This is a genomic window from Nonomuraea sp. B208, from assembly GCF_057536035.1.
Genome location: NZ_BAAJOU010000010.1, coordinates 386,128 through 401,472, shown reverse-complemented (window position 1 = coordinate 401,472; position 15,345 = coordinate 386,128). Strand labels below are relative to the sequence as shown.

The window sequence follows — 15,345 nt, the reverse complement described above, 5'->3', positions numbered from 1 at the left end:
CTCCTCAGCCCTCCTCGATCTCGTCATCCGGTTCCCCGTTGTTCAGGGCCATCCTGATCAGGCTTTCGGCGTCCAGTTCGTCGATCGCGTCGAGGTCCGCCGCCTCGTCCGGGGCTGCGGCTCCGTTCGTACCCTCGGGGTGCATTCCGGCGAGCTCCAGCAGCGCGTCCAGCAGTCCGGCGGCGCGCAGTGTCGCCAGCGGCACGGTCTGCAGCGCTGCGCGGATCGCCGTCTCGTCCCGGCCGTTGGCGGCACCGTGACCCCCGCCGTCGGTCTTCGGCGCGATCCGCTTGATCAGGTAGTCGACGACCGCCCGGACCGATGGATGGTCGAACACCAAGGTGGTCGGCAGCCGGAGCCCCAGCGCGGAACCGAGCCCGTTGCGCAGCTCCACCGCCGCCAGCGAGTCGACGCCCAGCTCCTGGAATGCCTGATCCACCGGCACGGACGCGGGCGTGTCGTGGCCGAGCACCGCCGCTGCCCGTGCGCGTACGAGTTCCATGACCGCTGCCTGGCGCTCAGCGGCAGACAGCTCGGCCAGCCGCTCGGCGAACGAGCCACCGCCCGCCGGAACATCCGCCGCGACCCTGCGCCGCACACCCACCAGATCACGCAACAACGCCGGCAACCGCTCCGCCGACCCCGCACGCAACGTCCCCAACGACCAACCGGCCGCCACCACAACACCGCGACGGCCCTCGGCCACCACCCGATCCAGCACCGACAGACCCACACCAGCCGACAGCGGGATCAAACCCTCCCGCACCATCCGCTCGCGCTCCCGATCGGACAACCGACCGGCCATGCCCTCCTCGGCATCCCACACACCCCACGCCAGCGAAACCGCCGGCAGACCAGCCCCAACCCGGGACACCGCCAACGCATCCAGCGCGGCATTGGCCGCCGCGTAGTTGCCCTGCCCCGCCGCACCCAACGTGCCGGCCAGCGAAGAGAACACCACAAACCGCGCCACATCCCGCTTACGCGTCAGCTCGTCCAGATGCCAGGCCGCATCCACCTTCGGCCGCAACACCCCCTCCACCCGCTCAGCCGACAACGAACCGATCACCCCGTCATCCACCAGCCCCGCCGCATGCACCACAACGCGCAGGTCGGAGATGTCCTCCAGCAGAACGGCCAGAGCGTCCCGATCGGCCACATCGCAGGCGGCGACCCTCACTTCAGCGCCCTGGCCGACCAGATCGTCACGGAGCTCGGCCGCGCCAGGCGCGTCCAAGCCACGGCGGGAGACCAGCACCAGATGCCGCACACCATGCTCAGCCACCAGATGCCGCGCCACCAGAGCACCCAGCCCACCGGTGCCGCCGGTGACCAGCGTGGTCCCATCGACCGGCCACATGACGTCGGCATCCTGGCCGCCAGCCCCTGGCGATGGGAAGGCTCCACCGGGGGATGCGATGTGCGTCATCCGGGACGCCCACAGCCGGCCGCCGCGCAGCGCCACCTCCGGCTCACCAAGTGCCAGTGCGGTACGCACACCGCCCTGAAGGCCATGCTCGCCGCCGTCGACGGTGACCGGAACAGCACTCGCCTGCGCGCCTTCGAGCTCTGGGTCGAGGTCGATCAGGGTGATCCGGCCGGGCTCTTCCGCCTGGGCGGCCCGTACCAGGCCCCAGACCGCCGCCTGCGCCGGATCCGGCACCTCGCCATCGGCCACGGCCACCGCGCCTCGGGTCACCACCACCATCGGTCGCGTGTCGCCCTCGGCCAGCCAGGTCTGCAACTCGCCCAGCACGTGTCCGACGGCCCGCCGTACCCGTATTGGTACGTCACCGTCCACCGGCCTGCCGTCACCAGCCCCCGCACCTCGGGCAGCAGATCCCGCTCCCACCGCAGAAGCGGCATCCAGCACCGTGACATCCAGCGCCCCGGCAGCGGCCTCGCGCTCGTTCGTCGCCAGCGGCCGCCAGGCCACCTCGTACAGCCACCTGTCCGGGACCGCGCCGCTCAACTGCTCGGGAGTCAGCGGTCGTGCGGTCAGCTCCTCCACCGACACCACCGGGCGGCCGGACGAGTCGGCCACGTCCAGCCGGGTGACCGCTTCGCCCTCCAGCCGACGCAGCCGCACCCGCAAAGAGGTGGCACCGGCGGCATGCAGGGCGACGCCGTTCCAGTTGAACGGGATCAGCGGACCGGCCTCTTCCTGTCCGGCGTCCTGCCCGGCCAGCATGCCGACGTGCATCGCCGCGTCGAGCAGCGCCGGGTGCACGCCGTAGCCCGCCGGATCTGCGACATCCGTCGGCAGTGAGACCTCGGCGTAGAGGTCGTCGCCGTTTTTCCAGGCGCGGGTGAGGCCGTGGAAGGCGGGGCCGTAGCCGTAGCCGTGGTCGATCAGCCGGTCGTACAGGCCGGCGACGTCCAGCGGCTGGGCGTCTGGCGGCGGCCAGGCGTGGAGCAGGTCGGCGGGGATGCTGGGGGTGGGGGTCAGGGTGCCGGAAGCGTGCCGGGTCCAGTTCCCGTGGTCGTCCTTGGAGTGGATGCCGATCTGGTGCCGACCGTCCTCGTCGGGTGGGCTCAGGATGATCTGGAGAGTGATGCCATCACTGTCGGGGATGGGCAGCGGGGCGTGGAGAGTGAGCTCGTCGATGGCCGGGCAGCCGACCTGGTCGCCGGCGCGCAGGGCGAGCTCGACGAAGGCGGTGCCGGGCAGGATCGCGGTGCCGTTGATGGCATGATCGGCCAGCCACGACTGGGCGGCGACCGACAACCGGCCGGTCAGGATGGCACCGCCGTCGGGCTGCTCCACCACCGCACCCAGGATCGGATGATCAGCGGCACCCAGACCAAGCGCGGCCGGGTCCCCAGCCGGAGCCGTGTGCAGCCAGTAACGGCGGTGCTGGAAGGGATAGGTGGGCAGATCCAGATGGCGAATGCGGGTGCCGGCCGATCCCTTCCCGGTGGTCCAGGCGGTCCAGTCCACGCTGAGGCCACGCGTCCAGGCCAGACCCAGTCCGGTGACCAGTTGAGCGGTCTCGTCCCGGTCGCGCCGCAGCAACCCCACCACCGTGGGGTCGTCGCCGTCAGCACTGCCGGCGTCACCGTCTTCGTGGTTGGCTAGCGTCTGCTCGATCATCGGGGTGAGCTGGGCGTCCGGACCTGCCTCCAGGAAGCAGCCGACCCCGTGCCCGCGCAGGGTGGCGACGGTGTCGGCGAACCGCACCGGCCGCCGCACGTGCTCCACCCAGTAGCCGGGCTCGATGATCTCTTCGCCGGCCAGCTCGCCCGAGACGTTGGACACCAGCGCCAACTTCGGACGCCGCAAGGTCAGCCCCGCCACGACCTGCTCGAACTCGGCCAGCATCGGCTCCATCAACGGCGAATGGAACGCGTGCGACACCCGCAACGGCCGCGTCCTGTGCCCCTGCTGCCGCGCCCATTCGATGACCTGCTCCACCTGGTCAGCGGCACCCGAGACCACGACCGCGCCGGGCGCGTTCACCGCCGCGATAGCCACCCGGTCGAGCCCGGACAGCACAGGGGCGATCTCTTCTTCGCCGCAGCCGATCGCGGCCATCGCGCCGCCGGTCGGCAGTGCCTGCATCAGCCGGCCGCGAGCGGCCACCAGCCGGCACGCGTCCGCCAGATCCAGCACCCCGGCCACGTGTGCCGCGGTGATCTCACCCAGCGAATGCCCGGCCACGAAGTCAGGCTGGACTCCCAGTGATTCCAGCAGCCGGTACAACGCCGTCTCGAAGGCGAACAACCCGGCCTGCGCGAACACCGTCTGATCCAGCACGCCACCAGCAGCAGTGCCAGACGCGGCAGCCTCAGACCCATCGGTCTGGCCGAGGATGATCTCCCGTAGGCGCACACCACCGGCCAGGCCGCCCACCACCTCTGCGGCATCGGCGGCGGAGAACTCGGCCTCCAGCAGTGCACACGCCTCGTCGAAGGCGCGAGCGAACACCGGGAAAGCCGCATACAACTCACGACCCATCCCCGCCCGCTGGGCACCCTGGCCGGAGAACAGCAACGCCACCCGGCCCGGCCGCACCCGGCCCTCGACCGCAGCCGCCGGCTCACCGGCGGCCAGCGCTTGCAGCCCGGCCAGCAGACCCTCCCGGTCCGCCACCGGCAATACCGCCCGGTACTCCAGCGCCGCCCGGCGCGTTAGCCCGGCCGCCACCTCCACCGGACTGGCCTCGTCGTGCTCGGCCACGAACCCGGCCAGCCGACCGGCCGCCGCCCGCAGCGCCGCCTCACTCTTGGCCGACACCACCACAGGGACCGTCACCGGCGAGACCGCAGGGTCGCCCTCGGCCGCTGTGGCCGGGCGGCCGTCCCGCTCACCCGACGGCTCCCTGGTGAGCGGCTCGTCCTCGGCCGGGGGTTCTTCGAGAATGATGTGGGCGTTGGTGCCGGAGATGCCGAACGACGACACTCCCGCCCGACGTGGCCGGTCCGCAGCGCGCGTCCAGGGCTGGGGTTCGGTCAGCAGTTCGACCGCGCCGCCGGACCAGTCCACCTTGGACGACGGCGCGTCCACGTGGAGGGTCTTGGGCAGCACGCCGTGCCGCATCGCCAGGATCATCTTGATGATGCCGGCGACTCCGGCCGCTGCCTGGGTGTGGCCGAGGTTCGACTTCACCGACCCCAGCCACAACGGGGACTGCCTGTCTTGGCCGTAGGCGGCCAGCAGCGCTTGGGCCTCGATCGGGTCGCCCAGCGCGGTGCCGGTGCCGTGTCCTTCGACCACGTCCACCTGCGCGGGACCGATCCCCGCCGAAGCCAGCGCCTGCGCGATCACTCGTTCCTGAGAGGGACCGTTCGGCGCAGTCAGCCCGTTCGAGGCACCGTCCTGGTTGACCGCGCTGCCACGCAGCACCGCCAGCACCTGGTGCCCGTTGCGGCGGGCGTCCGACAGTCGCTCCACCACCAGCACACCGACGCCTTCGCCCCAGCCGACCCCGTCAGCCGCCTCGGCGAACGACTTGCACCGCCCATCAGCAGCCAGACCCCGCTGCCGCGAAAACTCCACAAACGCATCCGGCGTGGCCATCACCGTCACGCCCCCGGCCAGCGCCAGATCACACTCGCCCGAACGCAACGCCTGCGCCGCCAGATGCAACGCCACCAACGACGACGAACACGCCGTGTCCACCGACACCGCCGGACCCTCCAGGCCCAACGTGTACGCCACCCGGCCCGAGATCGTAGCTCCGCCCGTGCCCGACGGCGCATAGTCGTGATACATCACCCCGGCGAACACCCCGGCACTGCTCTCCCGCAGCGACGTCGGATCAATCCCGGCCCGCTCCAACCCCGCCCAGCACACCTCCAGAAACTGCCGCTCCTGCGGATCCATCTCCGCCGCCTCACGAGGACTGATCCCGAAGAACGCCGGATCAAACTCCGCCGCCCCGTACAGGAACCCACCCTCCCGCGCATAACTACGCCCCGGCTTCCCCGGCTCCGGATCATAAAGACCCGCAACATCCCAGCCACGATCACCCGGGAAGCCACCCACCGCGTCCACACCGTCGACCAGCAACCGCCACAACCGCTCCGGGTCATCCACCCCACCCGGATAACGACAGGCCATCCCCACGATCACGACGGGATCGTCGGTGACCGCCGCCGGCCGCCGCGTCCTCCGCTGGTCGGCCTGCCCGCCCACCAGCCGGCGCAGGACGAACTCCGTCAGCGCCTTCACCGACGGGTGGTCGAAGATCAGCGTCGCCGGCAGGGTGAGGCCGACCGCCCGGCCCAGCCGGTTCCGCAGGTCCACTGCCATGAGCGAGTCGACGCCCAACTCCTGGAAGGCCCGGTCCACCGGGACCGACTCGGCCGCGCCGTACCCCAGCACGGCGGCGGCCTGTGCACGTACGAGTTCCATGACCGCTGCCTGGCGCTCAGCGGCAGACAGCTCGGCCAGCCGCTCGGCGAACGAGCCACCGCCCGCCGGAACATCCGCCGCGGCCCTGCGACGCACACCGACCAGATCACGCAACAACGCCGGCAACCGCTCCGCCGACCCCGCACGCAACGTCCCCAACGACCAACCGGCCGCCACCACAACACCCCGACGACCCTCGGCCACCACCCGATCCAGCACCGACAGACCCACACCAGCCGACAGCGGGATCAAACCCTCCCGCACCATCCGCTCACGCTCCCGATCGGACAACCGACCGGCCATGCCCTCCTCGGCATCCCACACACCCCACGCCAGCGAAACCGCCGGCAGACCAGCCCCAACCCGGGACACCGCCAACGCATCCAGCGCAGCGTTCGCCGCCGCGTAATTGCCCTGCCCCGCCGCACCCAACGTGCCCGCCAGCGAAGAGAACACCACAAACCGCGCCACATCCCGCTTACGCGTCAACTCGTCCAGATGCCAGGCCGCATCCACCTTCGGCCGCAACACCCCCTCCACCCGCTCAGCCGACAACGAACCGATCACCCCGTCATCCACCAGCCCCGCCGCATGCACCACAACGCGCAGGTCGGAGATGTCCTCCAGCAGAACGGCCAGAGCGTCCCGATCGCCCACATCACACGCGGCGACCGTCACCTCGGCGCCCTGGCCGACCAGATCGTCACGGAGCTCGGCCGCGCCAGGCGCGTCCAAACCTCGGCGGGAGACCAGCACCAGATGCCGCACACCATGCTCAGCCACCAGATGCCGCGCCACCAGAGCACCCAACCCACCGGTGCCGCCAGTGATCAGCGTGGTCCCATCGACCGGCCAGGCCGTTCCGGGCTCCTCGCCGAGGTGGGCCCGCTCCAGCCGGGGTACCCATGTCCGGTCATCGCGGATGGCCACTTCTGGCTCGTCGCCGGGGAGCGCCAAGCTCTCCAGTGCGGCGGGCCCTCCCGTGCGCGCCGGCTCCAGATCGACCAGCGTGATCCGGCCGGGGTGTTCCTGCTGGGCCGCACGTACCAATCCCCAGACCGCCGCGCCCGCCGGGTCCGGCGTCTCTCCCTCGGCCACGGCGACCGCGCCCCGGGTGGCCACCAGCACCGGTCGCTCATCCTCCTCGGCGAGCCGGTCCTGGAGCTCCGCCAGCACCGCTGCGACGCGGCGCCGTACCCTGTCGGGCAGGTCGCCGGCGTCGTCGTCGCCGGTGGCGTCCACGACGACGGTGCCGCCACGCAGCGCCGGCTCTCCCCCTTCGTCGGTGGAGGCTCCGGTCAGCGGTCGCCACACCACCTCGGTGAGCCAGCGTGCCACCGACGCCGCGGTCGGTGCCGACGGATCCGTCTCGGCCACCGGCCGGGACGCCACCGTCTCCACGGTGGCCACCGGCCGGCCGGTTGGGTCGGCCAGGTCCAGCCGGAACCCGCCATCCGGCTCCGGGTGCAGCCGTACGCGCAGTGCGGTGGCGCCGATGGCGTGCAGGGTGACGCCGTTCCAGTTGAACGGGATCAGCGGGACACCCTCCCCGGCGTCCTCTCCGGCCAGCAGCACCACGTGGGTCGTCGCGTCGAAGAGGGCCGGGTGCAGGCCGTATCGGGCTGTTTGTCCGGCTGCTTCGGGGAGGGTTACTTCGGCGTAGAGGTCGTCGCCGTTTCTCCAGGCGCGGGTGAGGCCGTGGAAGGCGGGGCCGTAGCCGTAACCGTGGTCGACCAGGCGGTCGTACAGGCCGGCGACGTCCAGCGGCTGGGCGTCTGGCGGCGGCCAGGCGTGGAGCAGGTCGGCGGGCATGAAGGGGGTCGGAGTGAGGGTGCCGGTGGCGTGCCGGGTCCAGTTCCCGTGCTCGTCCTTGGAGTGGATGCCGATCTGGCGACGGCCGTCCTCGTCTGGTCCAGTCACGATGACCTGTACGACTACGCCGCCGTTGGTGTCGTTGGTGGCGTCGGGGATGGGCAGCGGAGTGTGCAGGGTGAGTTCGTCGATGGCCGGGCAGCCGACCTGGTCGCCGGCGCGCAGGGCGAGCTCGACGAAGGCGGTGCCGGGCAGGATCGCGGTGCCGTTGATGGCGTGATCGGCCAGCCAGGGCTGGGTGGTGACCGACAACCGGCCGGTCAGGATGGCGCCGCCGTCGGGCTGCTCCACCACCGCACCCAGGATCGGGTGATCGGCGGCCGTCTGGCCGAGCGCGGCCGGGTCGCCGGATGGAGCCGACTGCAGCCAGTAGCGGCGGTGCTGGAAGGGATAGGTGGGCAGGTCCAGGTCGCCGGTGCGGGCGTTGGCCGGCCCGGTCGGCCAGGCGGTCCAGTCCACGGCGGTGCCGCAGGTCCAGGCCTGGCCCAGTCCGGTGACCAGTTGGGTGGCCTCGTCGCGGTCGCGGCGCAGCAGCGCCACCACCGAGGGCTCATCGTCGATGAGGGTTTGTTCGATCATGGGGGTGAGCTGGGCGTCCGGGCCGGCCTCGATGAAGCAGCTGACTCCGTGCTCGCGCAGGGTGGTGATGGTGTCGGCGAACCGCACCGGGCGCCGCACGTGCTCGACCCAGTAGCCGGGCTTGGTGATCTCCTCGCCGGCCAGCTCGCCCGAGACATTGGACACCAGCGCCAGCTCTGGACGCCGTAGCGTCAGCCCGGCCACGACCTGTTCGAACTCGGCCAGCATCGGCTCCATGAGCGGCGAGTGGAACGCGTGCGACACCCGCAACGGCCTGGTCCGGTGCCCTTGCTGCCGCGCCCATTCGATGACCTGCTCCACCTGGTCAGCGGCACCCGAGACCACGACCGCACCGGGCGCGTTCACCGCAGCCACGGCCACCCGGTCGAGCCCGGCCAGCACAGGGGCGATCTCGTCCTCGCCGCAGCCGATCGCGGCCATCGCGCCACCGGTCGGCAGTGCCTGCATCAACCGGCCGCGAGCGGCCACCAACCGGCATGCGTCCGCCAGATCCAGCACCCCGGCCACATGCGCGGCGCTGATCTCACCCAGCGAATGCCCGGCCACGAAGTCAGGCTGGACCCCGAACGACTCCAGCAGCCGGTACAGCGCCGTCTCGAAGGCGAACAGCCCGGCCTGCGCGAACACGGTCTGATCCAGCACCCCATCGGCGCCACGCTCGCCGAAAATGATCTCCCGCAGGTCTCCTGCGGTATCGAGTTCGGCCTCCAGGAGCGCACACGCCTCGTCGAAGGCGCGAGCGAACAACGGGAAAGCCGCATACAACTCACGACCCATCCCCGCCCGCTGAGCACCCTGACCGGAGAACACCACCGCCACCCGGCCCGGCCGCACCCGGCCTTCGACCGCAGCCGCCGGCTCACCGGCGGCCAGCGCTTGCAACCCGGCCAGCAGACCCTCCCGGTCCGCCACCGGCAGCACCGCCCGGTACTCCAGCGCCGCCCGGCGCGTCAGCCCGGCCGCCACCTCCACCGGAGCGGCCTCATCGTGCTCGGCCACGAACCCGGCAAGCCGACCGGCCTGCGCCCGCAACGCCGCCTCGCTCTTGGCCGACACCACCACCGGAAGCGCGACAGTGTCTTCGGAGGCTGCGTCGGGGATGGCCGCCCGCTCTTGCGTGGGCTCCTCATCGTCCCGCACAGTGCCGACGGCCGACGGCTCTTCAACTGGCGGTTCTTCCAGGATGACGTGTGCGTTGGTGCCGGAGATACCGAACGACGACACCCCCGCCCGACGCGGCCGGTCCGCGTCCTGGGGCCAGGGCTGAGGTTCGGTCAGCAACTCCACCGCCCCGCCCGACCAGTCCACCTTCGACGACGGCGCATCCACGTGCAGCGTCTTGGGCAGCACGCCGTGCCGCATCGCCAGGATCATCTTGATCACACCGGCCACACCGGCCGCCGCCTGGGTGTGGCCCAGGTTCGACTTCACCGACCCCAGCCACAACGGCGACTGCCGGTCCTGGCCATAGGCGGCCAGCAGCGCCTGCGCCTCGATCGGGTCGCCCAGCGCCGTTCCCGTACCGTGCGCTTCGACCACGTCTACATCGCCCGGCGTCAGCCCAGCGGCCGCCAGCGCCTGAGCGATCACCCGCTCCTGAGAGGGGCCGTTCGGCGCGGTCAGCCCGTTGGAAGCCCCGTCCTGGTTGACCGCGCTACCGGCCAGCACCGCCAGCACCCGATGCCCACGACGGCGAGCGTCCGACAACCGCTCCACCACCAGCACACCGACGCCCTCGCCCCAGCCGACACCGTCAGCCGCCTCGGCGAACGACTTGCACCGCCCATCAGCAGCCAACCCCCGCTGCCGCGAAAACTCCACAAACGCATCCGGCGTGGCCATCACCGTCACGCCACCGGCCAGCGCCAGATCACACTCACCCGAGCGCAACGCCTGCGCCGCCAGATGCAACGCCACCAGCGACGACGAACACGCCGTGTCCACCGACACCGCCGGCCCTTCCAGGCCGAACGCGTACGACACCCGCCCGGAAACCACACTCCCCTGTGTTCCGGTGGCCACCAGGCCCTCGGCCTCCGGTGTGGCGACCGCGCCGGAACCGTAGTCGTTGGCCATGACTCCGGCGAACACCCCGGTCGGGGTGCCGCGCAGTCCGGCTGGGTCGATGCCGGCGTGCTCCAGGGCCTCCCACGAGGTTTCCAGGATGAGCCGCTGCTGGGGATCCATCGCCACCGCTTCGCGCGGGCTGAGCGCGAAGAACTCCGGGTCGAAGTCGGCGGCACCGGACAGGAATCCACCAGTGCGTACGTACGACGTTCCCGCATGGTCGGGATCCGGATGGAACAGCGATCCCAGGTTCCAGCCTCGGTCGGTGGGAAAGCCCGTGATGCCATCACGGTCGTCGATCAGCAGCTGCCAGAGGTCTTCGGGACTGGTGACCTGGCCGGGGAAACGACAAGCCATCCCGACAACCACGATCGGATCACCAGCAGAGCCGCTGGACGGGGCGGCCGGGACCGGACGACGGGCAACGGTACCCGACAGAGCCGCGTCCAGATGCGTGGCCAGCGCACGCGGAGTGGGGTGATCGAACACCAGCGTGGGAGTCAGCCGCAGCCCCGTCACCGCGTGCAGCCGGTTACGCAGCTCCACCGCGGTCAGCGAATCGAACCCGAACTCCTGGAAAGGCCGATCGGCATCGATGGCCTGAGCACTGTCATGGCCCAAGGTGGCCGCCGCCTCGCCGCAGACCACGTCCAGCAACCGCCGCTGCCGCTGCTGAGCCGACAGATGCGCCAGCTCCGCCACCACCGGCCGCACCCCACCATCCGCGTCATCGGCCGAGGCCCCGGAAGGGGCGGCGGGACGCGCGGCAGGACCCGCAAGTTCACGCAACAGCGCCGGCAGATCGCCACGCCGTCCCAGCGCGGCCGGATCGAACCGCGCCGGCACCAAGAACGGCTGGCCGGCTTCCAGACCGGCGTCCAGCAGGGCCAGGCCCTGACCCGCGGTCAACGAGACCAGCCCCGCCGCCCGCATCCGCGCCTCATCCCGCGCATCGATCCGGCCGGCCATGCCCCGCTCCTCGGACCACGGCCCCCACGCCAGCGAAACCGCCGGCAAACCGGCCGCAGCCCGTGCCACCGCCAGAGCATCGACGAAGGCGTTGGCCGCCGCGTAGTTCCCCTGCCCGGCCCCGTCCACGACCCCGGCCAGCGAGGAGAACACCACGAACCGAGCCAGACCGGAATCACGGGTCAGCTCGTGCAGATGCCAGGCCGCGTCCACCTTCGGCCGCAGCACCGACTCCACCCGCTCAGCCGACAACGACGTGATCACCCCGTCATCGACCACCCCCGCCGCATGCACCACCGCGCGCAGGTCGGGGACGTCCTCCAGCAGCGCGGCGAGCGCGTCCCGGTCAGCCACGTCACAGGCGGCGACCGTCACTTCAGCGCCCTGGCCGACCAGCTCATCACGCAGCTCGGCAGCCCCAGGAGCATCCAGACCCCGACGGGAGACCAGCACCAGCCGCCGCACACCATGCTCAGCCACCAGATGCCGGGCCACCAGCGCACCCAGCCCACCGGTGCCGCCAGTGATCAGCGTGGTCCCATCGACCGGCCAAGCCGCCACGCCCTCCTCGCCCTCCACGGGCGACGAGGAAGCTCCACCATCCGGATCGACAGATTCCACATGCGACAACCGCGGCACCCACAACCCGCCGCCGCGCAGCGCCACTTCCGGCTCACCACAAGCCAGCGCGGCCCGTACCTCATCCGCAAGGCCGTCCTTACCACCGTCGACGGCGGCCAGCACAGCACTCGCCGACGCCTCCTCCTCACCGAGAGCGGCCTGCGCGCCTTCCGGCTCCGGGTCGAGGTCGATCAGGGTGATCCGGCCGGGCTCCTCCGACTGGGCGGCCCGCACCAGACCCCAGACCGCCGCCTGCGCCGGGTCCGGCGTCTCCCCGTCGGCCACGGCGACCGCGCCCCGGGTCACCACCGCCACCGGCCGCGGGTCCCCCTCGGTGAACCAGCCTTGCAAGTCGCCCAGGACCGTACGCAGAGCGCTCCGCACCCGTTCGATCACATCGCCGGCGTCCTGGGCTCCGTCGGTGGAATCGATGACGAGTGTGTCGCCGTCGTCCGCCGCACCAAGGGGTGCCGATGCCGCTCCCACCTGCCGCCACGCCACTTCGAACACGGAAGGCCGGTCGGTGCCGGCGGCTCCACCCGATTGCGGACGCCCCGGCGGGAGCAGCCAGTAATGCCGCCGCTGGAAGGCGTAGGTGGGCAGGTCCAGATCGCCGATGCGGGCGCCGGCCCTTCCGGCCCCGGTGGCCCAGGCCGGCCAGGCGGTCCAGTCCACATCGGTGCCAGACGTCCATGCCTGGCCCAGCCCGGCGACCAGCTGGGCGGTCTCGTCCCGGTCGCGGCGCAGCAGGGCCACCACGGAGGGCTCTTCGCCGTCCTCGTAGGCGAGGGTCTGCTCGATCATCGGGGTCAGCTGGGCGTCCGGACCGGCCTCCAGGAAGCAGCCGACCCCGTTCCCGCGCAGGGTGGTGACGACGTCGGCGAACCGCACCGGCCGCTGTACGTGCTCCACCCAGTAGCCGGGCTCGGTGATCTGCGGCCCGGCCAGCTGCCCGCTCACCCCTGACACCAGCGCCACGGTCGGCGGGTGGAACGCAAGCGAGGACGCCACCGCGGCGAACTCGGCCAGCATCGGCTCCATCAACGGCGAATGGAACGCGTGCGACACCCGCAACGGCCGCGTCCGATACCCGCGCTCCCGCGCCCACTCCACGACCTGATCCACCTGACCGGCCGCACCCGAGACCACCACCGCGCCCGGCGCGTTCACCGCCGCGATAGCCACCCGGTCGAGCCCGGCCAGAACGGGGGCGATCTCGTCCTCGCCGCAGCCGATCGCCGCCATCGCGCCACCAGCCGGCAACGCCTGCATCAACCGGCCACGAGCCGCCACCAACCGGCACGCGTCCGCCAGATCCAGCACCCCAGCCACATGCGCCGCGCTGATCTCACCCAGCGAATGCCCGGCCACGAAATCCGGCCGGACCCCGAACGACTCCAGCAACCGGTACAACGCCGTCTCGAACGCGAACAGCCCCGCCTGCGCGAACACCGTCTGATCCAGCACCCCATCGGCACCACGCTCGCCGAGGATGATCTCCCGCAGGTCCCCTGCGACATCGGCGGCGGAGAACTCCGCCTCCAGGAGCGCACACGCCTCATCAAAAGCCCGGGCGAACACCGGGAAAGCCGCATAAAGCTCACGACCCATCCCCGCGCGCTGAGCACCCTGACCGGAGAACACCACCGCGACCCGGCCCGGCCGCACCCGCCCCTGCACCACCGAAGCCGCCGACTCACCGGCAGCCAGCGCCCGCAACCCGGCCAGCAGACCCTCCCGGTCCGCAGCCGCGACCGGCACCACCGCTCGACGCTCCAGGCCGGCCCTTCGGGTCAACGCGACGGCCACGTCCAGCACATCGACCTGATCATGCTCGGCCACGAACCCGGCCAGCCGCCCGGCCTGCGCCCGTAACGCCGCCTCGCTCTTGGCCGACACCACCACAGGCACCGGCACCGGCACGGCCGAGCCTGACGACGCCTCCTCAGCCGTCGGCTCCTCGACAGGCGGCTCTTCCAAGATCACATGAGCGTTGGTGCCGCTGAACCCGAACGACGACACGCCGGCCCGACGCGGCCGCCCCTCGACCCGCGGCCACTGCCGGGCCTCGGTCAGCAGCTCCACCGCGCCACCGGACCAGTTCACCTTGGACGACGGGGCATCGACGTGCAGCGTCTTGGGCAACAGCCCGTGCCGCATCGCCATGACCATCTTGATGACACCGGCCACGCCGGCCGCCGCCTGGGTGTGGCCCAGGTTCGACTTCACCGACCCCAGCCACAACGGCGACCGCCGCCCCCGCCCATACGTGGCCAGCAGCGCCTGCGCCTCGATCGGATCGCCCAGCGCGGTCCCCGTACCGTGCGCCTCGACCGCGTCCACGTCCGCCGCCACCAACCCGGCAGCAGCCAACGCCTGAGCGATCACCCGCTCCTGGGAAGGACCGTTCGGCGCGGTCAGCCCGTTCGACGCCCCGTCCTGGTTGACCGCGCTGCCGCGTACCACCGCCAGCACCCGGTGCCCGTTGCGGCGAGCGTCGGTAAGCCGCTCCACCACCAGCACCCCGACGCCCTCGCCCCAGGCGGTGCCGTCCGCGGCGTCGGCGAACGCCTTCACCCGGCCGTCCGGGGCCAGCCCCCGCTGCCGGGCGAACTCGGTGAACGTCTCCGGCGTGGACATCACGGTCACGCCGCCGACCAGCGCCAGATCGCACTCGCCCGAACGCAACGCCTGCGCCGCCAGGTGCAGCGCCACCAGCGACGACGAACACGCCGTGTCCACCGACACCGCCGGCCCTTCCAGGCCGAACGCGTACGCCACCCGCCCCGACACCACACTCCCGTGCGATCCGGTGCTGAGCAGGCCCTCGGCCTCGGGCACGTCCCGGCCGTAGCCGATCGCGTAGTCCGGGGCCATCACCCCGACGTAGACCCCGGTACGGCTGCGCCGCAGCCCGGACGGATCGACGCCGGCGTGCTCCAGGGCCTCCCACGAGGTCTCCAAGATGAGCCGCTGCTGCGGGTCCGTGGCGGTGGCCTCGCGCGGGCTCATCCCGAAGAAGTCGGCGTCGAACTGGCCGGAGCTCTCCAGGAACCCGCCACGGTTCACGTAGCTGGTTCCCGGGCGGGACAGGTCCGGGTCGTAGAGCGCGTCCACGTCCCAGCCCCGGTCGGTCGGGAAGCCGGAGAAGCCCTCCCGGCCGTCCGCCACCAGGGTCCACAGCTCCTCCGGGGTGGCCACCCCGCCCGGGTACCGGCAGGCCATGCCGACGATCGCGATCGGCTCCCGGGCCCGCTCCGTCACCTCGCGCAGCTGCCGCCGGGTCTCCTGGAGATCCGCGGTGGCCCTGCGCAGGTAGTCACGCAGCCGGTCATCGCCCGACATGAGTCATCTCCCCC

At 71.7% G+C, this 15,345-nt stretch carries 1 protein-coding gene; it reads right to left on the bottom strand.

The features are described from left to right. Positions 1 to 4: 4 nt before the first annotated feature. Entirely contained in the window at positions 5 to 15,331 is a 15,327-nt protein-coding gene (locus AC27IY_RS07270) for an SDR family NAD(P)-dependent oxidoreductase (protein WP_487177483.1), read from the bottom strand. Between the last annotated feature and the right edge of the window lie 14 nt (positions 15,332 to 15,345).

Excerpts from the sequence above, each read along its gene's own strand:
- AC27IY_RS07270 (WP_487177483.1), bottom strand. The coding sequence starts at position 15,331 with ATGTCGGGCGATGACCGGCTGCGTGACTACCTGCGCAGGGCCACCGCG.